At 58.0% G+C, this 24254-nt stretch carries 24 protein-coding genes; 4 read left to right on the forward strand and 20 right to left on the reverse strand.

Features of this window, described 5'->3' with window-relative positions; all coding sequences use genetic code 11:
- The first annotated feature begins 5 nt into the window (after window positions 1-5).
- The 4 genes from LHW45_06795 (at window position 6) to LHW45_06810 (ending at window position 3009) form a co-directional block, all read left to right on the forward strand.
- Complete coding sequence (locus tag LHW45_06795; GenBank protein MCB5285282.1) at window positions 6-446, forward strand: DUF2147 domain-containing protein; 441 nt, start codon at window positions 6-8, stop codon at window positions 444-446.
- Window positions 447-527: 81 nt separating this feature from the next.
- Window positions 528-1211 (forward strand): hypothetical protein, encoded by a 684-nt coding sequence (locus LHW45_06800; GenBank protein ID MCB5285283.1) that lies wholly within the window; start codon window positions 528-530, stop codon window positions 1209-1211.
- Window positions 1208-2071, forward strand: coding sequence for a hypothetical protein (locus tag LHW45_06805; GenBank protein ID MCB5285284.1), 864 nt, complete (start codon window positions 1208-1210; stop codon window positions 2069-2071). Before LHW45_06800 ends, LHW45_06805 begins: the two co-directional genes overlap by 4 nt.
- A 152-nt stretch (window positions 2072-2223) precedes the next feature.
- Window positions 2224-3009, forward strand: coding sequence for a formylglycine-generating enzyme family protein (locus LHW45_06810; GenBank protein MCB5285285.1), 786 nt, complete (start codon window positions 2224-2226; stop codon window positions 3007-3009).
- A gap of 314 nt (window positions 3010-3323) precedes the next feature.
- Here LHW45_06810 and dtd read toward each other — a convergent pair whose 3' ends face one another.
- The 20 genes from dtd to metK form a co-directional block, all read right to left on the reverse strand.
- Complete coding sequence (gene dtd, locus LHW45_06815; protein ID MCB5285286.1) at window positions 3324-3761, reverse strand: D-tyrosyl-tRNA(Tyr) deacylase; 438 nt, start codon at window positions 3759-3761, stop codon at window positions 3324-3326.
- On the reverse strand, window positions 3761-4372 hold the full coding sequence (locus LHW45_06820) for a hypothetical protein (protein ID MCB5285287.1): 612 nt from the start codon (window positions 4370-4372) through the stop codon (window positions 3761-3763). The genes dtd and LHW45_06820 overlap by 1 nt, the downstream gene beginning before the upstream one ends.
- Window positions 4369-5586, reverse strand: coding sequence for a rod shape-determining protein RodA (locus LHW45_06825; GenBank protein ID MCB5285288.1), 1218 nt, complete (start codon window positions 5584-5586; stop codon window positions 4369-4371). The genes LHW45_06820 and LHW45_06825 overlap by 4 nt, the downstream gene beginning before the upstream one ends.
- A complete protein-coding gene (mrdA, locus tag LHW45_06830) occupies window positions 5583-7499 on the reverse strand; it encodes a penicillin-binding protein 2 (protein ID MCB5285289.1) in 1917 nt (638 codons plus the stop codon). Before mrdA ends, LHW45_06825 begins: the two co-directional genes overlap by 4 nt.
- Window positions 7496-7987 (reverse strand): rod shape-determining protein MreD, encoded by a 492-nt coding sequence (mreD, locus tag LHW45_06835; protein ID MCB5285290.1) that lies wholly within the window; start codon window positions 7985-7987, stop codon window positions 7496-7498. The genes mrdA and mreD overlap by 4 nt, the downstream gene beginning before the upstream one ends.
- Before the next feature lie 55 nt (window positions 7988-8042).
- The gene (locus LHW45_06840) at window positions 8043-8786 is read right to left on the reverse strand and encodes a rod shape-determining protein MreC (GenBank protein ID MCB5285291.1); all 744 of its coding nucleotides are present in this window, start codon (window positions 8784-8786) and stop codon (window positions 8043-8045) included.
- A gap of 91 nt (window positions 8787-8877) precedes the next feature.
- A complete protein-coding gene (locus tag LHW45_06845; protein MCB5285292.1) occupies window positions 8878-9915 on the reverse strand; it encodes a rod shape-determining protein in 1038 nt (345 codons plus the stop codon).
- Window positions 9916-10088: 173 nt separating this feature from the next.
- A complete protein-coding gene (locus LHW45_06850; protein ID MCB5285293.1) occupies window positions 10089-11432 on the reverse strand; it encodes a class II glutamine amidotransferase in 1344 nt (447 codons plus the stop codon).
- 271 nt (window positions 11433-11703) lie between these two features.
- Window positions 11704-13059, reverse strand: coding sequence for a glucose-6-phosphate isomerase (locus tag LHW45_06855; protein MCB5285294.1), 1356 nt, complete (start codon window positions 13057-13059; stop codon window positions 11704-11706).
- 10 nt (window positions 13060-13069) lie between these two features.
- Window positions 13070-14791, reverse strand: coding sequence for a phosphoenolpyruvate--protein phosphotransferase (gene ptsP, locus LHW45_06860; protein ID MCB5285295.1), 1722 nt, complete (start codon window positions 14789-14791; stop codon window positions 13070-13072).
- Window positions 14792-14797: 6 nt separating this feature from the next.
- Window positions 14798-15064, reverse strand: a complete 267-nt coding sequence (locus tag LHW45_06865; protein MCB5285296.1) for an HPr family phosphocarrier protein — start codon at window positions 15062-15064, stop codon at window positions 14798-14800.
- A complete protein-coding gene (gene hprK / locus LHW45_06870) occupies window positions 15045-16022 on the reverse strand; it encodes an HPr(Ser) kinase/phosphatase (GenBank protein ID MCB5285297.1) in 978 nt (325 codons plus the stop codon). The genes LHW45_06865 and hprK overlap by 20 nt, the downstream gene beginning before the upstream one ends.
- A gap of 63 nt (window positions 16023-16085) precedes the next feature.
- Window positions 16086-16622, reverse strand: a complete 537-nt coding sequence (gene raiA, locus LHW45_06875) for a ribosome-associated translation inhibitor RaiA (protein MCB5285298.1) — start codon at window positions 16620-16622, stop codon at window positions 16086-16088.
- A gap of 15 nt (window positions 16623-16637) precedes the next feature.
- Window positions 16638-18038: a dihydrolipoyl dehydrogenase gene (lpdA, locus tag LHW45_06880; protein MCB5285299.1), complete on the reverse strand. Its 1401-nt coding sequence runs from the start codon at window positions 18036-18038 to the stop codon at window positions 16638-16640.
- A gap of 11 nt (window positions 18039-18049) precedes the next feature.
- Entirely contained in the window at window positions 18050-19501 is a 1452-nt protein-coding gene (gene rpoN / locus LHW45_06885; GenBank protein ID MCB5285300.1) for an RNA polymerase factor sigma-54, read from the reverse strand.
- Window positions 19498-20247, reverse strand: coding sequence for an LPS export ABC transporter ATP-binding protein (gene lptB / locus LHW45_06890; protein ID MCB5285301.1), 750 nt, complete (start codon window positions 20245-20247; stop codon window positions 19498-19500). Before lptB ends, rpoN begins: the two co-directional genes overlap by 4 nt.
- Window positions 20248-20279: 32 nt before the next feature.
- Window positions 20280-21356, reverse strand: a complete 1077-nt coding sequence (locus tag LHW45_06895; protein MCB5285302.1) for a hypothetical protein — start codon at window positions 21354-21356, stop codon at window positions 20280-20282.
- Window positions 21331-21852, reverse strand: coding sequence for an LPS export ABC transporter periplasmic protein LptC (lptC, locus tag LHW45_06900; GenBank protein MCB5285303.1), 522 nt, complete (start codon window positions 21850-21852; stop codon window positions 21331-21333). The genes LHW45_06895 and lptC overlap by 26 nt, the downstream gene beginning before the upstream one ends.
- Before the next feature lie 7 nt (window positions 21853-21859).
- Window positions 21860-22417, reverse strand: coding sequence for an HAD hydrolase family protein (locus LHW45_06905; protein MCB5285304.1), 558 nt, complete (start codon window positions 22415-22417; stop codon window positions 21860-21862).
- Between the two features lie 104 nt (window positions 22418-22521).
- On the reverse strand, window positions 22522-23694 hold the full coding sequence (gene metK, locus LHW45_06910; protein MCB5285305.1) for a methionine adenosyltransferase: 1173 nt from the start codon (window positions 23692-23694) through the stop codon (window positions 22522-22524).
- Window positions 23695-24254 lie beyond the last annotated feature (560 nt).

The following is a 24254-nucleotide window of genomic DNA, read 5'->3' on the forward strand; positions in this document are numbered from 1 at the left end:
ACAAGATGAACAAGCTGATATTCGCCGTCACCCTGCTGGCCATGCTGCTGCCTCTGGCCCTGGTGGCCGAGATCCACAAGATCGAAGGCCTTTGGTACGACCAGGACAAGGACGCCAAGATACAGATCTATAAAACCTCGTCCGGACACTATGACGGCAAGATCGTCTGGCAGAGAGTGCCCAATGAAAACGGCAAGCCAAAACTGGACAAGAAAAACCCGGACAAGAGCCTCCGCTCCCGCCCGCTGATGAACCTGGTGATCGTTAAACACCTTAAATCGCAGGGCAACAACAAGTACGACGGCGGCACCATCTACGACCCCGAGTCCGGAAACACCTATTCCAGCAAAGCGGAACTCACAGGCCCCAACACCATGAAACTGCGTGGCTTCATCGGCGTATCCCTGCTGGGCAGAACGCAAACCTGGACCCGCGCCACACCCTGAACCTTATGGTAGGAAGGGCCGCCCGGCCCTTCCATGCCCATCTTGGACCAGCCAGGCCAAAGCCTGGGAACTGAGGAGTTTATGCCCGATACGACCAGCAAATATTTGCTCTCAGACGCGGACGCGCTGCGGCGGATCAAGTTCGCCCAATTCCGTGCCCAGGTGCCAGCCTTGCTGCTGGTGGCAGTCGCCATCGCCCTGAAATCCATCTTTCCGAACACCGGAAACTGGCTCTACACGGTCGCTCTGGCCCTGGCCATCCTGGGCATCGTGATCTATTTCTTCATCGGCCTCTGTTTCCGCTATCGCCAGCGCATTCCCCTGCCCCTCGAAAACGCGCTGCTCTCCCCCATCGAAGGCAGGATCGAGCATATCCGGGGCAGCGGCGACGTGACTTTGCTCACCGTGCGGAAAAAACTGCTCGACAGCGTGGAACTGCGCAGCCCGCATTCCGCCTGCCATCTGGAAGACGGGGAGCTGTGGCTGGACACCGCGGCCGGAAAGATCAGTTTCCGCTTCAATTTCAGCCACATCCAGTGGTTCGTGGAGCCGGACCTCAGCGCCGGCAACATCATCGGCATCGTTGGCGGAACCGGTTCCTGCTCCGTGATCTTTCCCGGGAAACCCGGTTTCAGCGTCCAACCTGGCGATCCCGTGCAGGCAGCCGATCCCCTGATCAGCCAGTTTCCCGGCCTCGGCAACTCTCTGCCGGACCCCGCTTTGGAAGACGGTTCCGCACCGAACGCAGAAGGAGACAATATATGACCTTGTTCCGTAGGTTTTTACCTCTGCTTGTTGTATTGGCCCTCTTGCTCGGCGCGCTCGGCTGCGCCCTGCTGGGCAAACCCTCGCTGCAAAGCGACACGGTGGAAGAGGCCATCATCAATGAAGCCTCCGGACTGGCTTCCAGCCTCAAAACCCCCGGCCTGCTCTACACCCACAACGATTCCGGCGGCAGCGCTTCGGTCTTCGTTTTGAACAAACGCGGCCTCATGCCAGCCCGGATCGAGCTGAAAGGCGTGAACAACCGCGACTGGGAGGACATCGCCACCGGAGTGGATCCCCGTGACGGCCAGCCCTATGTGTTTGTGGGCGAGATCGGAGACAATAATGCCAAATACCCCTCCGTCTTCATCCACCGCTTTGCCGAGCCGGAAATTCTGGACACCCTGATCATCCTTGACCGGATCGACCGCATTGAATTCACCTACGAAGACAGTGCCCGCGACGCCGAAGCGCTTTTCGCCGATCCCGTCAGCGGCGACCTCTACGTGATCAGCAAACGCGAGGAAAACTGCGGGATCTATCGCCTGGCCTATCCCCAAAGCTACGACAAACCAAACGTCGCCCGCCGGGTTGGCACCCTGCCCTATTGCTGGGTGACCGCGGCGGATATCTCGCCCACAGGAAACCGCATCCTGGTGAAAACCTATTCCAACGTCTTTTGCTACAAGCGCGGCAAAAACCAGTCCGTGGCGGAAGCCCTGTCCGGAAAACCCCGGGAGATGCGCTACAAACTGGAGGAACAGGGCGAAGCCATCACCTTCGACGAACACGGAAAAGGCTACTTCACCCTCAGCGAACGCCTGGGCGAAACGCCTGTCGAACTTTATTACTATAGATAACCCCGCCGTGGTTTAGCCGCGCGAGCTCTGGCCACAGGGGCTTACGCAGGCCTTACCGGTTCGGGCATAAATGTCTTGACAGGGATAAACCCTGCGAAGATGATGCTTGCGTCAATTATTTTTGCATGGAGAGTGTGATCATGAGAAAAGTGATGGCTATTTTTCTTCTCTTTGCCGCCCTGACGGCGATCTGGGCCGCCCCGAATTCCGCTTCGGGCATGGCTGTGGAAATGATCCCGGTGGAGGGAGGCAGCTTCATCATGGGCATCGACAGCGAGGACGAATGGTGCATGGACAGCCCTTCCCACGAAGTTTTCGTCGCCCCGTTCCATATCTCAGCCCACGAGGTGACCCAAAAGGAATGGCAGGATGTGATGGGTTTCAATCCCTCCCTGCATCCCGGCAACTATTTCCCCGTGGAAAACGTCAGCTGGGGTGAGGCCATCGAATACTGCAACCGCCGCAGCCAAATGGAAGGATTGAATCCCGCTTACAGCTTCAGCTTTGCGGAAAGCCGCATCATCTGCGACTGGCGTTCCAACGGCTACCGGCTGCCCACGGAAGCGGAGTGGGAGTACGCGGCCAAGGGCGGAAACAAAGACAAAGACTACCTCTTCTCCGGCAGCAACAACATCAAGATCGTGGCCTGGACCAGGGAAAACGCCTATGGCGAAACTCACGAGGTTGGCACCCGCCTGCCCAATCAACTGGGCATCTACGACCTCACCGGCAACGTCTGGGAATGGTGTTGGGACGATTATCTCTGGTATCGGGACCAAACCGAATACAATCCCCGGGACGAGACCCGGCACTTTTCCGGCAACTTTCGCGGAGGCAGTTTCACGAACACCCCGGAGGAATCGCTCAACACTTTCAGGGGCTACGGGCCGGACAAGAAATTCAACATCGGTTTCCGGGTGGTGCGCAGCTCAATCTAGCCCCAGGCAGTGACGAACACGATTCACCATGTGCTTCGGGCTGGATATCCTGTCTGGCCCCCAGTATCAATACGGTATCAATACGGAATCAATACGGATTTCATCCGTATTGATTCCGTATTGATACCGTATTGATATTGGGGGCCGACCGCTGGCAAAACCGTATTTGCCAAAATATGTTCATGGCTGAAACATATTGGCCAATCCCAAGTGGAAAGGGAATGAGCCGCCACATGATGCCTTTGGTTTACCGCCCAGTCCTGCCAGTTGCCTGTCTCTCTGAACCTTGACTCTGTGGTTCTGTTATTGGGATATCAGAAATCCAGGATGAAACTCACCGGGCCGTCATTGACCAGCGAGACCTTCATATCCGCGCCAAAAATGCCGGTCTGAACTGGGATCCCGGTTGCGCGGAGCGTTTTTACAAAAGCATCGTAAAGCTTTTCAGCCATTTCCGGCGCGGCGGCGGGGGTGAAATCCGGCCTGCGGCCTCTACTGCAATTGGCATAGAGCGTGAATTGCGAAACCGCCAGCAGGGCGCCCTGGGTGTCCTCCACCGAGAGGTTCAGCTTGCCCTTCGCGTCGCTGAACAGGCGCATTTCCCTGATCTTTTTCACCGCGGCCGGAAGGAGGTTTTCCGTGTCGGCGCGGCCAAAACCCACAAAGAGCAGCAAACCCGGGCCGATCTCGCCGCAGACCTTTCCCTCCACCTCAACCCGGGCGGAAAGCACCCTCTGAACCAAAACGCGCATCAGTCAATACGGAAACGGTGGACTTCCCAGCAGCCCGTGTCATCCAGCCAGACGGAGCCCTCCGTGAAGGGCGGGATCGTTATCTGCAGGCGGCCGAATGCAACTCCCGGACGCAGGAAGCCGGCGCTGATGGACTCTTTTTCCCACATGTCGGTGGATTTGATCTTGGTTTTGAACTGGCGGTCGATCTTGCCGCTGCTCTTGAAAGTGATGAAGCGCAGGTTGATCTGCGGACCCACGGCGGTGGAGGATTTGGTCCACAGCCGCGTGTAGTAGCCACCGTAGCGACTCACGCGGAAGGCGTCCGAGGTGATCACCACCGTGTAGGGCGAGGCGTCCACCCGCAGAGAGGAATTGCCCTGGATGGCTTCCTGTCCGTCGATGAACACCAGATTTTTGGGGGCTTCGCTTTCCCCCTGCAGATCGACGCCCCAGCCCAGCAGCGCTTCCCGGGGGTCCAGGGAGTAGGCGCTGAAACCCGGATTGGAAATGAGATTGGGCACACCCTCGGTGTCTTTGTCGAAATAGACCAGGCTGGTGTGCACCAGGCAGGACGACAGCGTCAGGAGCAGGATCAGGTTCAGGATGCAGTACAGAGCGCGTTTTGTCATTTCATGAAACCCCTTTCGTTTAGATATTTTAGGATCACGCCCACAGCCAGGGAATTGAAGAGCAGATTGGAGCCGCCATAGCTGATGAAAGGCAGAGGAATGCCGGTGGCCGGCACGAGGCCGATGTTCATGCCGATATTGATGAAGGTTTGAAACATGAGGAAGGCGAAGATGCCCGCCGAGGCGATCTTGCGCTCGCGGACCTTGATCTCGCCAATGTCGGTGATGATGCGCCAGAAAAAAAGGATGAAAGCGCCCAGCAGCAGCAGCGCGCCGATGAAGCCAAACTCCTCGCCGATCACGCTGAAGATGAAATCCGTGTGGTGTTCCGGCAAAAAGTTCATGTTTTTCTGAGTGCCCATCAGCCAGCCTTTGCCGATGATGGAGCCGCTGCCGATGGCGATCTTGGCCTGGATGATCTGATATCCGGCGCCGAGAGGATCGGCCATGGGATTCAAAAACGAGACGATCCGGCTCTGCTGGTAGTCTTTGAGCCCATTCCAAAACACGGGCATGATCAGCGCTATGAAGCCGTTGAGGATGGCGGCGATGGTGGTGGTGACCCAGGAAAGCCGGGTCCAGAGCAGCAAAGCCACCAGGAGGGCGATCCAGATGATGATCGCCGGCCACCACAGCGAGGAGATCATGCTCACCACCGGGCTGATCAACAGCAGCAGATACACCAGCGGCACCTCCGCCGCCACCAGCATCGCCAGGAGGCTGAAAAAGAAGACCAGGGTGGTGCCGAAATCCGGCTCGATCAGGATCAGCAGCACCGGCGCCAGCACCAGGCCCAATCCGTATATGATCTGCTTGATCTCGGTGAGGTTATCCCGCGAGATCGCCCGCGCCACCACCAGGATGGTGAGCAGTTTGGCGCTTTCCGAGGGCTGGTAATTCAGCCCCAGGAGGCTGAACCAGCGGTGGGAACCGTTCACTGCCGGGGTGAAGAGCACGGCGATGAGGGCCAGGAGGTTGAGCACATAGGCGGGGATGATGATCAGGTCCAGGATCGGCATGGGCAGACGGATCAACAGCCAGATCATGAGCAAAGAAATGCCGGCGAAGATCAACTGCTTCCACCAGTGGCTCTGGGTGGTTGTATATTCGCCGATGGTGGTGGTGGAAGCCGTGAAGATGGCCAGGCAACCGCTGAAGATCAGAAGCAACAACAGACCGGCCAGCACGAAATCGAACTTCTTGCGCTTGATCATCTGCCGCTTTCCTCATCCGGGACTTCCGCTGGCGCTTCCGGAGCCGGCTCGGGCTGGGGTTCCGGAGTTTTCTCCGGCGCCGCCGCCGGCTCGGGCGGAGCGGTGGTACGTTCCTCCCGGGTGCGGAACTGAGGTGGAATGGGGGCTGGCTGCCGGATCTTTTCCAGGTTGCCGATGTAATAGTTGAAGATCTTGTTCGCCACAGGGGCGGCCATCGCGCCGCCGCCGCCGGCGTTTTCCATGAAGACCGTCACCACGATCTCCGGCTTGTCCGTTTCGATGAAACCGCAAAACCAGGCGTGGGTCACGCTGCCCATGTAGTTTTGGGCGGAACCTGTCTTGCCATAGCTGGTGGCGCCGGACACGCTGATCGCGCGGGCCGTGCCGCCGGGGGCGTTGGTAACGGCCCAAAGTCCGTCGCGGATGGTCTGCACCGTGCTGGCGGACCAGGGCAGGGGATGTTTGTTCAGTGGCTGCAGCTGATCGCGCGTGATGCGGCTGCTGCCCATCGTTTGCAGCAAAAGGTGTGGCTGCATCCACATTCCACCGCGGGCGATGGCGGCATAATGCGTGTTCATCTGCAAAGGCGTGGTGAGCACTTCACCCTGTCCGATGGCCAGGTTTGCCTTGTAGCCGTTTAGCCCTGATGTGACGCCAAGTTTGTCGCGGTAGTATTGCTTGTCGGGATAGAAGCCGCTGCGCTCGTTGGGCAGGTCGATCCCGGTTTTTTCCACCACGCCGCAAGCCCTGGCGTGCGCCGCCACGGCGTCGAGGTCCATTTTGCTGATCAGGTCGTAGAAAAAGACGTCGCAGGAAACCCGGTGGGCGTCAACGATGTTCAAAGAACCGTGCCCGGCCGCGCTCCAGCAGCGGAAAAAGCGGTTGCCGATCTTGAGTCCCCCTCCGCAGGAGGCCAGCCTGGTGTACCTGTCTATCACGCCGGTTTCGAGGCCTTTGGAGCCGGTGACCGTCTTGAACACCGAACCCGGGGGGTAGGTGGCATGAATGATCCTGTCCATCAATGGTTTGGAGGGTGTGTTCAATCCCGCCCAGACCTCGGTGCTGATCTTCTGCATGAAGATGTTGGGGTCGTAATCCGGCTTGCTCAGATAGGCCAGGATGCCGCCGGTTTTAACATCTGAAACGATCACACAGCCTTTGATCCCGGGCGGGAACACTGAATTGGCGTATTCCTGCAGGTCGTTGTCGATGCTCAGGATCAGGCTGAGGCCGTTCTGCGGCGGCACCGAGGTGTTTTCGCTGAACAGCTCCAAGCTCTTGCCCTGGGCGTCAACCTGCATGATCTCCTTGCCGTCGCGGCCGCGCAGCAGCACCTCGTAATAGCTTTCCAGGCCGGTTTTGCCGATGTAGGCGTTCAGCGAATAATCTTCCTCGCGGTAGCGGCTGTATTCCTTTTCGTCGATGCGGCCCACGTAGCCGGTGAAATGATTCGGATACATGTAGCTGCGCGTGGTGCCGCTGCGGAAAGTGAGTTCCGGAAAGTCACCCATTCGTTCGGACAGGGCCAGGATCATCTCGTAGGGCAGGTTGTCCGCCAGCAGGATCTCTTCATAGGTCTTGAAGCGCTGCTCGAACACCAGCTTGCGCAGTTCCTCCGGCTCGATCCCGAAATGGGCTTTCAGAAACACCGCCAGCCTTTCCGTGTTGCCGATCCTGCCGCTGGTGAGAAAAAGGTCGTGGGAGGGGATATTGCTAACGATGGGGCGGTATTTGCTGTCGTAGATCTCGCCGCGGGTGGCCACGACGCGCCGGATGCGCACAAAGTTGCTCTCCGCGATGCGACCGTAGTATTCGCCTTTCAGCACCTGCAGGCGGAACAGCGCCCCGGTCAGCAGCAGGAAAAGCACTCCCAGGGTTACGCGGAAAACCAGGCTCTGAACGCTTCTGGTCATTCCACCATCACGATCCGCAGCCGGGACACCAGCTGCATTAGCCAGAAAACCACAAAACTAACGGCCAGATTGTAGCCCAGGCCGATCAGCGCCAGGATGGCCAACTCGCCGCTGAAGCCGTAAACCACACCCAGCACCAGCCAACTCACCACCTGGAAGATCAAGTTGGCCAGGATCAGCGACAGCATCCGGGCCAGCACACTTTCGCTTTCAAAAGGTTTGCGGAATTGGTGGAGGGCGAGGGCGATGAGCAGCAGCACCAAAGTGTGCATGCCAAAGGATTCGGGCTGGGTGGTGTCGTAAAGCAGGCCGATGATGAAGACCACGATCAGGGCAGGCGTGATCTCACGCGTCCAGACCAGATAGACCACCCAGGCGATCAGGATGTTCGGGATCACGCCAAAAAGCTCGAAAGCCGGCAGAAGCAGCACCTGCGCGTAAAAGCACAGCAGGCCCATGATGAAAGTCCAAAGATGCTTCCAGATCATGATCCATCTCCGGGCCGGGTGGGCTTCAGGCTGCGGTGCGCGGCGGTGGCCAGGCTCATTTCTTTCCCTGCAGGATGAAAACGTGTTCCAGGTTTTCCACTTGGGTGAAAGGTTCCAGTTCCGCGCTGATGAACAGGTAATCCTGGGAATCGCTGATACGGGACACAGTGCCCACCGGATAGCCTTTCGGATAGAGCGTGGAGAGGTTTGAGGTCACGATCGTGTCGCCGGCGCTGATCTGCGAACCCAGCTTGATCATGTTCATGTAGGTTTTGCCCGCCAGATCGGATTGCAGCACGCCCTGAACGCTGGTGGCCTTGTCCATCACGGGGATTTGGAAGCGCGGATTGCTGAAAGGCAGCACCACGCAGTTGGTGGCGGCCACGGAAATCACCCGGCCCACGATCCCACGCGCCGAGATCACCGGGCTGTTCACCTTCACACCCTGCGCCGAACCCTTGTTCACCACAAGGTTGCGTTGCTGGAACTGCCCCGCGTAGCCGATCACTTCGCCCACTTCGAATGCTATCGCCCCGGTGTCGAAATTGATCGCCTGCAGGGTCTGGCTTTCCTTGAGGGCGTTGCGCAGATTCAGGTTTTCCAGCGTGGTGGCGGCCTGCTGTTCGCGCAGGAGGGCGATCTCGCCCTTGAGGGTGGAATTGGTGCGGAAGAGGTTCACCGAATGCAGAAAGGGATAAAAGACCGTTTTACCCAGCAGGGAGGCGCGTTTCACACGGCCCTCCGTGCTGCCCAGGATCAGCAGGATGGATACCAGCACCAGGGCCAGGGGCAGAATCATTTTCTTCACGGGTTTATCCTCGCAGGGTGGCTCAGGCGTCCCCGCCGCGGGAGCGCCAGAGCATGTAAATCTTGGAAATCAGTCAGCGCGGTCAGTCTTCGATGCGTTTGATCAGCACTTCGCGGTAGCGGTCCAGCTCGTCCAGAACCTTGCCGGCGCCTTTCACCACGCATTCCAGGGCGTCCGGAACCACATAGACGGGCAGGTCCACGGTTTTGGAGATCTTTTCGTCCAGGCCTTTCAGCATGGCGCCGCCGCCGGTGAGGAAGATGCCGCGTTCCGCGATGTCGGCCGAAAGTTCCGGCGCGGTGCGTTCAAACAGCCTCTTGATGGCATCCACCATGGTGGCCACGGTCTCGGAAAGAGCTTCCCGCACTTCTTCGGAGCTGATCTTGATGGTCACGGGGAAGCCGGAAACGATATCCCGGCCGCGCACGTCCATCGTAAGTTCCTCTTTCAGCGGATAGGCGCTGCCGATCGTCATCTTGATCTTTTCCGCGGTCTGCAGGCCCACGTGGAGGTTGTTTTTCTTGCGCAGATAGCTGATGATGTCGTTGTCCATCTTGTCGCCGCCCACACGGATGGAATTGTGCACAACGATATGGGAGAGCGAGATCACGGCGATTTCGCTGGTGCCGCCGCCGATGTCCATCACCATGTTGCCAAAGGCCTCTTCGATGGGCAGATCAGCTCCGATGGCCGCGGCCACGGGTTCGGAAACCAAGTAAACTTCCCGGGCGCCGGCGTGCAGAGCGCTGTCCCGCACGGCCCGTTTTTCCACTTCCGTGATCCCCGAAGGCACGCAGACGATCACCCTCGGACGCACCAGCAGGCGCTTTTTCTGCGCCCGCAGGATCAGGTCGCGCAGCATCAGCTCCGTCACCTGGAAATCCGCGATCACCCCGTCTTTCATGGGTTTGATCACCCGCACTTCATCCGGGTTCTTGCCCAGCATCACCTTGGCCTGATGGCCGATGGCGATGATCTTCTTGCTGTCGTTGGATACAGCCACCACCGAGGGCTCGTCGATAACGATGCCCGCGTTCTTTTTGTAAACCAGGGTGTTGGCTGTGCCCAGATCGATGGCGATGTCGTTGGCCTTCATGCCGACAAAATCGAATAAAGACATTCAAACTCCTTTATATCAAGCCTCCAGCGGCGGGAGAGGCTCTTCGAAATAATAAATTCCTAGCGTAAGGCAAGGATTTTCTCCGGCTACGCTCTGTCAAGCTAAAAAGCGGTGATCTTTTCCAACCCTGAAACCCGCCGGCCTTCCGCGCCCACCCGGCCAGAAATTCCCGCTCATTCCACCCGCGCCACCCTGCGGAAAACACAGCTCTCCCCCACCCGGACCCTGATCAGGTAAACCCCCGCCGCCAAAGCCTTTCCGTGGCTTTCCCGGCCGTCCCAGGCGATCTCGCGAACCCCCGCGGCAGGCATCACGCCGGTCAAGGACCGAACTTCTCGGCCCCTCAGGTCAAAGACCGTCGCCTCAAATTCCTGTCCCGCTGGTCCCGTGATCCGCAGATCGGTGCCGGCCGCGAAAGGATTGGGGAAAACTCCCAGCCGGATCATTTCGCCGCCGTCGCGCACGCCAGAGGCATACCCCGGCTCTTCCGGAAAAAGGTGGAAATCCTGATGGTGCAAGGGCTGGCGGTCCCGTGACAGCACCACCAGTTCGTTTTGTTTCAGCTCGACGTCCCCGCCGCCGGGATAGAGGGTGCGCGCGGCGAAGAAACCCTTGAACTCCTTGTAGGAAAGCTTGTAGCCGGAACCGATGGCGGTGCTGCGAAAGAGATAAAGCCGGTCCCCGTCGCTAAGCACAAAATTATAAACCCCGCTCTGGGGATGTGCCAACTGCTGGCGCAAGCCTGCCAGCCCTTTCTTCAGCCCCGTTAGCGTTTCTCCTTCGGCCGCGGCGATGTGGGCCAGCAGATAGTGGAAAAGCAACTCCGAATCCACCCACACCAGCGGGTCACCAAGCCCGAAATACTCACTGGGATGGAGTTTGAACCAGTCCGGGTCCAAAGCCCTGATCCCCGCGATCATGAAGTTCCGCGCCCCGCCACACCAGCCGTTGTGCATGAAGCTAAAGGTCCTTCCCGCGCTGGCAAAGGTGAAGGGATGATTGCCAAAAGTGTGCCCGGAGGCAGATCTGGCGTGGCAAAGCACGATCGCCGGCTGCATCAGGCCGCCCCGCAATTCCGCCAGCGCCGTGTCCAGAACGTCCCAACCTCCTTGCGCGGAGCTGTCCCAGCCGAAATAGGGCCCGGTGTAGTAAACCCGGTTGAAATCCGAGCTTTGCCTCACCCGCTTGTACCAGCGCGCGCTCGGGGCCAATTGCGGATCCCCGGCGGAATAGGCCACAACGCCGTAACCGTCATTGTTGTAGCCGGAGGTGCTGTTGGTCATCACAAAAGCCAGGTAGTCCCAGGGATCGTCGTAATGCCAGTACAGCGTTCCGGGGCCTTCCGCGGCGAAATCGTCCAAGGTGCGGCCCTCCCGGCTGATCAGAGCGCTCATCACGCATCCGGAAAGGGTTTGGGGAGATGCCAACGCTCCCAGCAACAGCAAAAACAGGCAAGCTCCCGCCCAAACCACCGCCCTGCCTCTTTCCTTTCCGCTACTGATCAGGTTTTCCAACATCTCTGTCTCCCGGGCAAATTCTGCCTTCACTCACTCTGCTGTCAAGTCAAATGATGCTGTCCAGCCCGGGATTTATCGTCTCACTCGATATTTTTTGCTGAACAAATCCCCGCCCGGCTCCCAATATCAATACGGTATCAATACGGAATCAATACGGATTTCATCCGTATTGATTCCGTATTGATACCGTATTGATATTGGGAGCGAACCGGAAAACAACCGGTTAGATCACAGGAATTGACAAAGGAATTGACAAAGCCAAGTCAGAAATTCAGCTTTCCTGTTTCCTGTTTTTTTGATACTGTTCGATCTCCGCGCGTTCCTTGTCGAAACCGGTTTTGCCCATGAGGGCGTAGGTGGCGATCTTGCCGGCTTCCACTCCGGGTTGGTCCAGGGGGTTGATGTGCAGCAGCTTGCCGGTGAAAACTGTCTGGATCTCGAACATCATGATGAATTCGCCCAAATGGAATTCGTCGAGGGCGGGAAAGACGATATTGCAGTTGGGGCGGTGGGCCTGGGTGAGGGCGATCTCGGTGGCGAGGCGTTCGGCGTTAAGGAGTTCAGAGAGTTTTTTGCCGCCGAGGTAGCTGACTTCAGCGCGGTCTGGATGGAGGTTCGGGATGGTGAAGTCGTGGTTGAAATTCTCAACGCTGAGGAAGGTGAAGACCTTATCGTTCGGGCCTTCGGTGTAAAGCTGCACCTGGGAATGCTGGTCCGTGGTGCCCAGCGCTTTCACAGGGGTCTGGCCCACCAGAACTTCGCGGCCCTTCACGTCGTGGCGTTTGCCCAAACTCTCGGCCCAGAGCTGGCGATACCAATCGGCAAGGTCGTAGAGCGAATTGGAGTAGGGCATCATCACCGAGATGTTTTTGCCCTCGCGCATGTAGAGGAAGTGGAGCAGGCCGTTCAGGTAGGCTGGATTGCTGAAGGTATCAAGGTTTTCGCAGCGCGAGCGCATGGAAGCGGCGCCGCTGAGGAGTTCGCGGATGTTGATGCCCGCGAAGGCTGAGGAGAGCAGGCCGACGTCGGTGAGCACAGAAAAGCGCCCGCCCACGTTGTCTGGCACCACAAAATAGGGATAACCCTCGTTTTTGATCACCTGGCGCAGGAATCCCTTCTCGCGGTCGGTGGTGATGATCAGCCGTTTGGTGTAATCCGCGGGATGGCGCCGGCGGATGAGATCGGCCAGGATCATGTATCCGGCCATGGTTTCGGCGGTGGTGCCGCTTTTGGTGATCACGTTGAAGAGGGTGGTGTCGAGGTTGATCTGGGCTAGGATCTCGTGGAGGAAAACGGGATCGACGTTGTCGTAAACCAAAACCCGGCGGGGCAGCTCACGTTCGGTGCGCAGCGCGGAATAGAGGGCCCGGTTGCCGAGGGCGGAGCCGCCGATGCCCAGCACCACCAGAGTGTCGAAGCGGGCATCAAGCCCGGCCACGAAATCCTCGATGGGGCGAAGGTCATGTTCCGGCAGGTCGTAAAATCCGAGGACATTGGCGTGGCGGTCGGCCTGGATCTCTTCGTGGGCCTGCAGGCAGGCGTAGTAATAATCCTTGACCTTGGTGGCGGGGATGGCGGTGGGCAAAGCTTCAGAATGCAAAAGGTTGAAATGCTCGAAACGCAGCATGGCGCTCTCCTTATGGTGTGTAGTAGGGTTTCAGAAGGTCGTGGATGAGGTTTTCGATCTCGCCGAGGCTGTCCAGATCAGCGCCTTGGACCAGTTCGGACAGACGGGCGTCGCAGCGGCGGATGATGCCTTTGCAGCTCAGCCAAGCTGAAGCGCCCACGCTGAGATCGGTGCAGCCGAGACCGATGAGCAGCGGCAGATACTGGGGTTGGGAGGCCATTTCGCCGCAGACGGAGACAGGTTTCTGGTGTTTTTGGCCGGCGGCCAGGGTGAGGCGCAGCAGTTTCAGCACGGCGGGATGATGGGTTTGATACCAGGGGGCGAGGGCGTCGTTGTTGCGGTCCGCCGCCAGGGTGTACTGCACGAGGTCGTTGGTGCCGATGCTGAGGAAATCGCAGTTTTGGGCCAGTTCATCAGCGCAGAGGGCGGCAGAGGGTACCTCGATCATCACCCCGAGAGGGATCTGGGCGTCGAACGCGACTCCTGCTTCGCTCAATTCGGCCTTGCAGGACTGCAGGATGAGGCGGGCGCGGAAAAAATCGCTCAGGCCGCTCACCATCGGAAACATCAGTTTGATGCGGCCAAAAGCGCTGGCACGAAGCACGGCACGCAACTGGACGCGGAAAACATCCTCGTGAGCCAGGGAAAAGCGGATGCCGCGGATGCCCAGATAGGGATTTTCCTCGTGGGAAGAGGGAATCAGGTGGGAAAGCTTGTCGCCGCCAAGGTCGAAAGTGCGGATGGTAACGCTGTGCGGCGCGATCATTTGCGCCACCTGGCGGTAGGTCTCGAACTGCAAATCCTCGGAGGGCAGTTCGTCCTTGCCCAGATAGAGAAACTCGGTGCGGTAGAGGCCGATGCCGTCGGCAGGCAGGTCGGGCCGCGCGTCCGGCTCTGGAAGCAGGTCCAGGTTGAGGCGCAGTTTGATCTGGCGGCCATCCAGGGTTTGGGTGGGCAGGCTGGCTTCACGTTGGGCCTGGTCACCCCGCCGACGGAGTTTTTCCACCAGATCCTCATAAAGCTTTAGGGTGGCGGGATCCGGGGCGATGATCACCTTGCCTTCGAGGCCGTCGACGATGATGGCATCACCGTCCTTCACGGAGCCGTAAAGACCGGCCAAACCCGCCACGGCGGTGATCTTCAGCGAACGGGTGAGGATGGAGGCGTGGGAAGTGTAGCTGCCGTGTTCAGAGCAGTAGGCTGGCACATCGTGCCGGCCGAACGAGCTGACCAGGGAAGGGCCGGCCTCCTCCAAAACCGCTATCTGGTCTGGCTCCCAGCCCTCCAGACTGGCGGCTCGGGAACCGGTGAGTTCGCCCAAAAGACGGTCCCGCACGTCGCGGAAATCGGCGGCGCGCTGGGCGAAAAAGGGGTCGTCAAGTCCGGCAAAATGGTCCAGCACATTCTCAAACTCTCGCTGCACGGAAGCCGCGGCGGAGGCCAGACGGGAGGAAACCTGCTCTTTGATGGCCGGGATCAGTTCCGGATCGCGGAGGATGAGCAGATGCGAGCTGAGGATCTCGCGGTCCTCCGCGGCGCCAGTGAATTCATTAAGCTGCTGCGCCAGTTCAGTTTCCACCGTAGCGAGCGCGCTTTGCAGCGCGGCCAGTTCGGCTTGCACCTCCCCGCGCTTGATCCGCAGCCGGGAAATGACCCAGTTTTGAGCTGCGATCAGGCGCGCCCGGCCAAGGGCAAGCCCGGGCTGGATCACGGTCCCGTTGATGGCGCGCATATCTTTTCAGGCCTCTCCAAAGCCGCCGTTGATGAGTGCTTCGATCTCTTCCAAAAGGTATTCCTCGTCCACCCCGTCGGCGATCAGATTGAGCATGGAGCCGCATTCCGCGGCCAGCATCATCACGCCCATGATGCTTTTACCGTTCACCCGCATGCTGTCTTTTTCGATGTAAAACTCGCTGCGGTATTTGGTGGCCGCGCGCACGATCAGGGTGGAGGGCCGGGCGTGCAGTCCGAGGGGATTTGTGACCTTAATCCTTGTCTGGCGCATGGAGGCTGGAAATGCTTGGTTTCACAAGGGGTTGCTTGCGGATCTCGTCGTGCACCTGGCGGTTGAAATCCTCGGCGGCATCGTAACCCACACCTTTGAGGATCATGTTCATGGCCGCCACTTCCACGATCACGGAGACGTTTTTACCCGGAGACACGGGCAGATAGATGATGGGAACCTTCACGCCGAGGTGGTCGGCGAAGTTGGTGGTGAGGCCCACTCGCTCATAATCCATGTTGTCCGCCCAGGGCATCAGCTCGATCTGGAGGTCGATGTTCTTCTGTTTGCGCACCCTTTCGATGCCGAACATGCGCTCCACATTGATGAAGCCCACGCCGCGGATCTCCATGAAGTGGCCGAAATCGCGGGCGGACCTTCCCACCAGCTGTTCGTCCAGATAGCGGATGGTGATCATGTCGTCGCCCACGAGGCTGTGCCCGCGGTGGATAAGGTCCAGAGCGCATTCGCTTTTGCCGATGCCGCTTTTGCCGGAAAGCAGGATGCCCAGGCCAAAAACGTCGATCAGAGTGGCGTGGACGGTTTTTTCCATGGCAAAGGTGTATTGCAGATGGCGGGTGAGCTGCTGGATGAGCTGGATGGTGGAAAGGCGGCTGGAAAGGATGGGGATCTGCAGATCGTTGGCCAGATATTCCAGCGCGGGGGGAAAAGTGAGGCCCTTGGTGACGATGATGCAGGGGATGTCCAGCTTGAAGATGGAGCGGGCGCGCTCGAGCATCATATCTTCTTTCAGGCTTTGCAGATAGCGCACTTCCACCTCACCGAAGACCTGAATACACTCAGCGGAAAAGACATCCAAATAACCGGCCAAAGCGAGTCCAGGGCGGTTGATGTGGGGCGAGCTGAGTTTTTTGTTCAGGGTTTGGGGCTCGGTGATCAGCGAAAGGGCGAGGTCCTTCTTCTTGTGGTCAAAAAACTCGCGGATGGTGATGGATTTCATAGGCGGTCCCCAGCCCGATAGGACCACCGGCAGATCGCGCTGCCGGCGGTCCGGGGCCATTGCTTACGGTTCAAAGAGTTTATAATTCTGCTCGTCCCGTTTCACCAGGACGTTCAGCCTGTCTGTTTCCACGTTTTTGAAGATGAGGAATTCATCTTTCTGGTTGTCTATCTTTTCCATGGCTTCCTCGATGGTGAGGTTTTCAGCCACGGCACGTTTGGTTTTGACGGTTTTGTGGACCCTGTTCCCGGGGCTCACCAGGAAATCGGTTTCGCGGGAAAACTCTGGGAACTGGTCTTTGAGGGCCCTCTTCTGATGGTCGGTCACACGGTCTTTCAGCTTCTTGATCTGAGCTTCCATCTTGTCCAGGGCGTTGTCGATGGAAAGATACATGTCCATCTCCTCCGCCTGGCTCTGCAGGCCGAATTTCGAGGCCTGGAGTGAGATCTCGCAGATGTTGCGGCTGTTCTCCAGAGACAGGGTGACGTGGACGGTGATGATATGGTCGAAGTATCTTTTGATCTTCAAACACGATGATTCCACGTAGTCCCTGATCGCCTTCGTGAGTTCGAAATGACGGGCTGTGATCGTGATCTGCATGTGTGATTCCTCCTTCTAAATTTTGTTTATGGCGAGGTTGTGCAAGTCCTCGAGGGATTCCTTGATGGTTTCGGACAGGGTGGGATGGGCAAAGGTGACCTTTTCCGCGACGTCGGCCTTCGCGCCCAGCGAGAGCAGCAAAGCCCCCTGGGCGATGAGTTCGGCGGCGTTCAGACCCAGGATGTGCATGCCCACCAGGCTGTCATCATCCTCGCGGGCGATGGTTTTCACCAGGCCGTAAGTGCCGCTCATGGCCAGGGCTTTGCCGTTGGCGCTGTAAGGAAGTTTTCCCACCTTGACAGCACCGAATTTTTCCCGGGCCTCGGCCTCGGTGTAGCCCACGGAGGCGAGTTCCGGATGGGTGAAAGTGCAGCGCGGGATGTTCGCGTAATTCAAAGCGGGGGCGGTGCATTCGCGGCCTTCGCTGAGAGCGCGGATGTGGGCGGCGACGGTCATTCCCTGTTTACTGGCGGTGTGAGCCAGAGGCAGTTTCGCGGTGAGATCGCCGATGGCGTAAACCCCGGGCAGGCTGCTGCGCATGAAAGTGTCGATGGTGACGGCGCCCCGCTCCGTTTTCGGCGCGCCACTTTGCCAATCCAGATCACAGCGGGGTACACGGCCCACGCTGAGCAAAACTTTATCCACAGTCATTTTGGAGCCGTCGGACAGGGTGAGTTCGTTGCCCGTTGCGGTTTGCAGCACATTTTCCACGCCCACTCCGGTGACGATCTTGATCCCGGATTTTTTGAGGGCCAAAGTGAGGCGTTTTCCTATTTCCTCGTCCTCCAGGGCTAGGATGCGGGGCAGAAATTCGATGATGGTGGTTTGCACACCAAAGCTGTTCATGATGGAGGCAAACTCGCAGCCGATGACCCCGCCGCCGACGATGGCCAGACTTTGGGGCAGTGTTTCCAAAGCCAGGATGCCGGTGGAGGACAGCACGTTCACTTCATCGATCTTCACGCCGGGAAGTTCCTTGGGCACCGAGCCGGTGGCGAGCACCAGATATTCAGCCCTGATGGACGTTCCGGCTTCCGTGTGCACCTCATAACCCTTGTCCAGGGCAGAAACACTGATCGCCTTTTCCCGGAGTACTGGAATGGCGCGTTTGCGAAACAGGTGCTCCACACCGCTCACCAACTGTTCCACAACAGCGTTCTTGCGGGCAAAAACCCTGGCGTAATCGAGTTCGGGGTCCACCGGCGGCAAGCCGTACTCCGCCGCGTTCTTTATCTCTGTGAAGAGCTCGGAGCTTTTCACCAGGGCCTTGGTGGGAATGCAGCCCCAGTTCAGGCAAACGCCGCCGAGGCGCTCCATTTCAAGCACCGCGCAGTCGATGCCGTATTGGTTGAGGCGGATCGCGGTTTCATAGCCTCCGGGGCCGCCTCCAATGATCAAAACTTTGTGTTCGGGCAAATTTTCCTCCTTCATTGCCGGCGCAGGCGGCTGTTCAGAATCCCCAGCTCAGAACGGTATTTGGCCACGATCCGGCGCGAAATGTTCAGTCCCTCGGCGCGCAGCAGTTCCACAATGTCCTGGTCGGAGAAGGGATGCTTCTTACTCTCGTTCTCGATCAGGTGGCTGATCTGGGCCTTTACGTGCTGCCGTGAGATGCCCTCATAGTTGTTGTCCATGCCGGCGGTGCTGCTGAAGAAATCCTTCAGGGCGTAGATGCCGGAGGGGGTTTCGGCAAATTTATGCTTCACCACGCGGGAGATGGTGGATTCGCTAACAGAAAGGTCGCGGGCGATCACGGCATAGGTGAGGGGATGGATGAGTCCGGTACCCAGCTGGAAGAAATCTGGCTGGAATTTGATGATTGACTGGGCCACGCGCTGGAGGGTGCGGGTGCGCATGTAGATGCTTTTAATGAGGAATTTGGCGCTGTTGATGCGGTCGCGCACGAATTTGAGGGTGTCGCGGTCGAAATGGCCGCGGTTGATCATCTGGCGGTAGCGGGGGCTGATGATGATGTTGGGGGTGATGTGGTCATTGATGATCACTTCGAATTTGCCGTCGATCTGCTTGATGGTGATGTCCGGGTAAACGTAGGCGGCGTTGGGGGCCAGGATGCGCAGGCCGGGCTTGGGATCGAGCTTGGCCACGATCTCTTTCATGGCCAGGATGTGGTCCTCCCCCACCCCGAAGTGGGAGGCGATCTTTTGATAGCGGCGGTGGATGAGGTTTTCAAACTGGTCGGTGCAGAGCCCAACCAGGATGCGGTTGTCGCGCTGCTCTTCCGTGAGCTGGGCCAGCAGGCATTCGCCGATGTTGCGCGCGGTGATGCCTTTGGGACTGAGCTGGAGGATGATCTGGTGCACCTGTTCCGCGCGATTGGGGCTGATCCCGAAAGCCCGGGCCACTTTGGCCAGATCGAAATGGGGCGGCAAAAACCCGTAGCTGTCGCAGCTGTCGATCAGCTCGGAAGCGAATTCGACTTCGTTTTCCGGCAGGGACAGCGGATAGAGTTGCTGTAGAAATTTCTCCCGGGCGTCTTCTTCATAGCGGATGAGAGATTCGCCCTGATCGGCCTCGGCCTCGCTGTGCCAGCCTTCGTAGCTAAGATGATAGTCGTTCCACTGATCAAGGATCTCCGTGAGTTCCCGGGCCTCGTTCAGGGTTTGGCCAACTTCCTCGCTGCTACGGGGATCGTCCAGGGATTCCTTGCTCTCCTGCGGTGGAGTTTCCAGATTGTCCTGCTCATCCTCGTCCTTTTCCTCCCTGAGTTCCAGCAGGGGATTCTGCTCCAGTTCCTGCTTGATGTAGTCCTCCAGCTCCAGGATGGGCAGGGACAGCATCTTCAAGGATTGCAGCATCTTGGGCTTGAGTGCCAGTTCCTGCCTTTGCTTGAGGGATATGTTCTGGCTAAGGATGCTCATGATTGCGGCTCGAACGGATTGGACAGGAAGCGTTCTCCCAGGTATAGTTTCTTGGCTTGCTCATCATTTATCAGCTCCAGTGAAGAACCTGACACTATGATCTTTCCTTCGAAGATAATATAAGCTCGGTTGACGATTTTCAAAGTTTCAATTACGTTGTGGTCGGTGAGCATGACGCCGATGTTCTTTTCCCGCAGTTTGTTGATGATGTCCTGAATGTCTGCCACGGCGATGGGATCCACGCCGGCGAAAGGTTCGTCCATGAATATGAAGGTGGGCTTGGTCACCAAAGAGCGGGTGATCTCCAGCTTGCGGCGCTCGCCGCCGGAGAGGGTGTAAGCCTTCTGTTTGGCCAGGGAAGTGAGGTTTAGTTCCTCGAGCGCGCTTTCCAGGCGCTCTTTGCGTTCCTGGCGGCTGAGCTTCAGGGTTTGGAGGATGGCCATGATGTTGTCGCGCACGGAGAGTTTGGCGAAAATGGAAGGTGCTTGGGCCAGATACCCCAGACCCAGCCTGGCCCGGCGGTACATCGGCTGGTGGGTGATGTCACGCCCGTCCAGTAGCACCTTGCCCCTGTTTGGCTTGGCCAAACCGAGGATCATGTAAAAAGTGGTGGTTTTGCCGGCTCCGTTGGGTCCCAGAATGCCCACGACCTCGCCTTGGTTCATTTCCATGCTCAGATCGTCGACCACTTTGCGTCTGCCGTATATTTTAACCAGGTTTTTGGCCTGAATTTTGTGCGCTTCCATATACTGTTATTATACCCCGAAAGCGGGCTTTGTCAAGACTCGTTGTGGAATTTGTAGACGCCTTTGATCCTTTCGCGCATGATCATGAAGTCCAGCTCATTTTCCTCGTTGAACTTAGCTTCCATAAACTCGCCGTTGGCGGTATTCACAAAAAAGTCGCGCTCCTCTGTCTGCTCCTGGTCAAAGCGGTAACTCACCGTTTTTTCGGCTTCAAAGCGGCGGATCTGTTTATCCTCAAAATCGATGCGGACATAGTTTGCCGTCACCCAGTTTTTCTTCGGTCCGTCCTCCTTTTCCGCGAAATCCAAGCGGCAGCCTTCCACCAGCTCGGCCCGCTGGAGTTCCCGCTCCTGGAAAAAGAGGTAAAACTCTTTGGCGGTGGCGCTGGCGCTGGCCGAGCGGAATTGCGGCTCGCCCAGAAACATGGCCTTTTCCTCCTTGAGCAAATAGACCAGGAAATCGCTGTTGGCCTCGTAATCCTGGCTGAGCGCCAGAACGTTGAAGGTAGCCATCAGCTTGCGCTCCGCCTCGAAATATTCAAATTTGTCCGCCCGCACACTGAGGGTGTCCTTGCCGGCCACCTCCATGCGGGGTTCTTCGATCATGTAGGCGTAGCGGTTCTTGCGGTCCCAAAAAGCGTATCCGCAGGTGAGGGATGCGTTTTCCGCCTGGTCGAAAAAACTCACGTTGCTCCAAACGGTCACGGTGTCGTGAAACTTGCTGTAGATGGCTTTGTCGGAACGGAACCAGCGTGTGACCCTGCCCTTTGTCTTTTGCTCGATCAGCACCTTGCCTCCGGCGTTCAGTTCATCCGGGATGCGGTAATAGGTGAGGCTGTCCGCGGCCACGCTCAGGGAATCGTTGTTCACCTTCACATTGCCGTCCAAGCGGGCGATCTTCTGCAGATCGAAGATCAGCGCCCGGTCGCTTTTGAACTCCGTTTTTCCATACCAGAAATGCACCTTGCCCTCCAGCCGCATCACCTGTTCGTCCTGCACCTTGCTCAGATACAGCTTGTCCGAATGGATCACGCGGATCTTTTCCCGGCCCTGGCCCCAGAGAGGGAGCAAAGCCAGCAGCAGGCTACCAATCCAGATAATCTTCTTCAAAGAAGCCCTCGGCGGAGATATTGTCCATTTCGGTGGGATAAATGCTGAGATTGGTGCGCAAATTGGTGCCGCGCAGAATGTTGCCGTCCTGCACCAGGGTCACCTGCCCCGGAGCAAGCACCTCGTCCATGTTGCGGTCCCAGATCAGGCGGGCGGTGGAAACATTGCCTTCCTTGCCCCTCAGTTTAACGTTGCCGTGAGCGTAGACAACGTTGCGGGCGTCATCCACGATGGTGCTGTCGGCCTGCAGGGATGACGATCCGCCCTTCACCCTGTCATAAGCGGTGATATCCACCTGATAAGCGTTCAGGATACGGCGTTCGTAATAGCGGTCGATCCTGGCGGCTTTCAGGATATAGGCCACGCCTTCCTTGTCAAACTCCGTGATGGTCACGTTGGTGCTGGTTTCATCCGGCAGGCCGCGCTTTAGTGATTCCGTGCGCAGCACCAGGTCGCTTTCCCCGCAGCCAAAGAACAGCGGCAGTGCCAGCAGCATCAGAAATTCAACTGATCTGAGCAAGATACTTGAGCAAAGCCTGCTCATGGATCCCCTTGCCGGTGAGCACCAGTTCGATGCACTCCCGCACGGCCCCGCGGCCGCCGGGATGTTTGGTTACCAGGTCGCTCAGCGCTTTCACCCCCTCCATGGCGTCCGCCGGACAGACCGAGACCGCGGCTTTGAACATGATCGGCAGATCGTTCCAGTCGTCGCCCATGAACAGCACACTATCGAAGCCCAAACCCAGCTCCTGCAGCAGTTCGCCGGCCTTGGCCAGTTTATTCTGGATGCCCTGGAACACGTAGTCGATCTTCAGGTCGTCGCAGCGGCGCTGGAGCACAGGGGAGTTCCGGCCGGTGATCACAGCCGTTTTGACGTCTGTCTGCCGCAGCAGCATGAAACCCATGCCGTCATGGGCGTCGAAGTTCTTGCTTTCGTTGCCGGCGCTGTCGTAAATGATGCGTCCATCGGTGAGCACGCCGTCACAATCGAAGATCAGCAGTTGTATCTTTTCCCAGCGCAGCAGGGGTTTATGTGGTTTTGCCAGTTTGTTGAAACTCATCCGGTCTCCATTTATATTTTTTGTGCGTTACTGCCAAGCTGTTCCTGGAACGGGAACACCTGTCCCAAAAACCCGGAGCGAGTTCTCAAAGCTTGCCGGACAGGCTACTTGAGAGCTTTCGCTCCTTCCCAGCTGAAGCTCGCGTCAAGCCGGCCAAAATGACCGTAGGAGGCCGTGGGCAGATAGATCGGCCTGCGTAAGTCTAGGTATTCGATGATTCCCTTTACTGTCAAGGGAAAACTGGCGCGGATGAGTTTTTCCAGTTCACCGTCTTTCATGCTGCCGCTGCCAAAGGTGTCCACCATCAGTGAGACCGGCTCGGATTCGCCGATCACGAAGCTGAACTGCAGCAGGCATTCATCGGCCAGGCCGGAATGAACCACGCTTTTGGCGATGTGCCGGGCCATGTAGGCCGCGCTGCGGTCCACCTTGGTGGCGTCTTTGCCGGAAAAAGCCCCGCCGCCGTGCTGGGCCCACCCGCCGTAGGTGTCCACGATGATCTTGCGTCCCGTGAGCCCTGTGTCCGCTGCCGGTCCGCCCGCTTCCCACATGCCGCGGGGATTGATCTTCACAGAGTAGTTCTCCGCGCTGAAAGTGGCGCAGGAATCGCTTTCCATCTCGTCGATGGTGGGACGGATTACGATCTCGTTGATCTGTTCCTTCATCCGGGCGAATTCGGTTTCGTTCTTGGGCAGATGATGGGTAGAGATCACCACCGTATCCAGCGCCATCGGTTTGCGGCCGCAATAGCGCATGCTCACCTGGGATTTGGCATCGGGCAGAATGTCCGGGATCAGGCCCTGTTTGCGCGCCTTGGCCAGGTTCTCCATCAGCAGATGGGCCATGGCGATCGGCACCGGCATCAGGTGTTTGGTTTGGTTGCAGGCATAGCCGAACATCAGGCCCTGGTCACCAGCGCCTTCGTTGGTTTCCAGCTCTGTGGTCTGGGCGTGCAGAAGGTCTTCGATCGCGCAGTGGTGGTCAAAACCCAGCTCGGGCCTGGTGTATCCGATATCGCCGATCACCTGGCGGATAATAGGTTCCACCTCCACCTTGACACCGGTGGGCGAGGAAACCTCTCCGGAAACCACGATCCTGTCTTTGGTGGCCAGCGTTTCACAGGCCACCCGGGAATTGGGGTCCAAGCTCAGCCAGGCGTCCAGGATGGCGTCCGAGATCTGGTCGCAGACCTTGTCCGGATGGCCTTCCGAAACCGATTCGGAGGTAAACACATACTCATTTTGGTCGCAGGAATGGTTTGCGTGCAGTGCTGTCATTTTATTCTCCTGTAATGTTTATCTATCGTTTCTGCCCTTGATTTGTCCGGATAAAAAAACCGGCCACTAAAGCCGGATGGATAATTATCCGCACTTTAGCACATTGGAAACGGAGCAAAGGGCAAATCACCGCGTGTCTGCAACATCGCCGTCGGCAATGCGACAGACGGGGGTATTTTCTTGACACCGCCCAAATCAGTCAAGGAAAATATCCGCGCGGATCCCTCAAACTTGCCAATTGCCTTCGCCCCATGCCCCTGTCGGTACGCCTCTTGCACGCCTCCCGCCATATCCCCGCATTTTAGGCGGGAATCAGGCGGGGGGTTTACTGAAGGCAACTTGGCGACGGTTAGGCTGGAGTCCAGCTGTGATGCCCTTCCCCGAGTGAAACCCCGTTCTTCTGTCCATCCATTTTGGAAATCATCTCCGCTTACCTCATACCATTTCGCTTGCATAATTCCAAATATAGGTTATTGTATCTCCAGTTTCAGTTCACTGGAGGTACAGATGAGACAGATCCAAGTAAGTGACAAGATGCCGGCAGAAGAGCTCAAGCGCCG

This window comes from Candidatus Cloacimonadota bacterium (assembly GCA_020532085.1).
GTDB lineage: Bacteria > Cloacimonadota > Cloacimonadia > Cloacimonadales > Cloacimonadaceae > Syntrophosphaera.

Coding starts and splice junctions, on each gene's coding strand:
- LHW45_06795 (MCB5285282.1), top strand. CDS start 6: ATGAACAAGCTGATATTCGCCGTCACCCTGCTGGCCATGCTGCTGCCT.
- LHW45_06800 (MCB5285283.1), top strand. CDS start 528: ATGCCCGATACGACCAGCAAATATTTGCTCTCAGACGCGGACGCGCTG.
- LHW45_06805 (MCB5285284.1), top strand. CDS start 1,208: ATGACCTTGTTCCGTAGGTTTTTACCTCTGCTTGTTGTATTGGCCCTC.
- LHW45_06810 (MCB5285285.1), top strand. CDS start 2,224: ATGGCTATTTTTCTTCTCTTTGCCGCCCTGACGGCGATCTGGGCCGCC.
- dtd (MCB5285286.1), bottom strand. CDS start 3,761: ATGCGCGTTTTGGTTCAGAGGGTGCTTTCCGCCCGGGTTGAGGTGGAG.
- LHW45_06820 (MCB5285287.1), bottom strand. CDS start 4,372: ATGACAAAACGCGCTCTGTACTGCATCCTGAACCTGATCCTGCTCCTG.
- LHW45_06825 (MCB5285288.1), bottom strand. CDS start 5,586: ATGATCAAGCGCAAGAAGTTCGATTTCGTGCTGGCCGGTCTGTTGTTG.
- mrdA (MCB5285289.1), bottom strand. CDS start 7,499: ATGACCAGAAGCGTTCAGAGCCTGGTTTTCCGCGTAACCCTGGGAGTG.
- mreD (MCB5285290.1), bottom strand. CDS start 7,987: ATGATCTGGAAGCATCTTTGGACTTTCATCATGGGCCTGCTGTGCTTT.
- LHW45_06840 (MCB5285291.1), bottom strand. CDS start 8,786: ATGATTCTGCCCCTGGCCCTGGTGCTGGTATCCATCCTGCTGATCCTG.
- LHW45_06845 (MCB5285292.1), bottom strand. CDS start 9,915: ATGTCTTTATTCGATTTTGTCGGCATGAAGGCCAACGACATCGCCATC.
- LHW45_06850 (MCB5285293.1), bottom strand. CDS start 11,432: ATGTTGGAAAACCTGATCAGTAGCGGAAAGGAAAGAGGCAGGGCGGTG.
- LHW45_06855 (MCB5285294.1), bottom strand. CDS start 13,059: ATGCTGCGTTTCGAGCATTTCAACCTTTTGCATTCTGAAGCTTTGCCC.
- ptsP (MCB5285295.1), bottom strand. CDS start 14,791: ATGCGCGCCATCAACGGGACCGTGATCCAGCCCGGGCTTGCCCTTGGC.
- LHW45_06865 (MCB5285296.1), bottom strand. CDS start 15,064: ATGCGCCAGACAAGGATTAAGGTCACAAATCCCCTCGGACTGCACGCC.
- hprK (MCB5285297.1), bottom strand. CDS start 16,022: ATGAAATCCATCACCATCCGCGAGTTTTTTGACCACAAGAAGAAGGAC.
- raiA (MCB5285298.1), bottom strand. CDS start 16,622: ATGCAGATCACGATCACAGCCCGTCATTTCGAACTCACGAAGGCGATC.
- rpoN (MCB5285300.1), bottom strand. CDS start 19,501: ATGAGCATCCTTAGCCAGAACATATCCCTCAAGCAAAGGCAGGAACTG.
- lptB (MCB5285301.1), bottom strand. CDS start 20,247: ATGGAAGCGCACAAAATTCAGGCCAAAAACCTGGTTAAAATATACGGC.
- lptC (MCB5285303.1), bottom strand. CDS start 21,852: ATGCTGCTGGCACTGCCGCTGTTCTTTGGCTGCGGGGAAAGCGACCTG.
- LHW45_06905 (MCB5285304.1), bottom strand. CDS start 22,417: ATGAGTTTCAACAAACTGGCAAAACCACATAAACCCCTGCTGCGCTGG.
- metK (MCB5285305.1), bottom strand. CDS start 23,694: ATGACAGCACTGCACGCAAACCATTCCTGCGACCAAAATGAGTATGTG.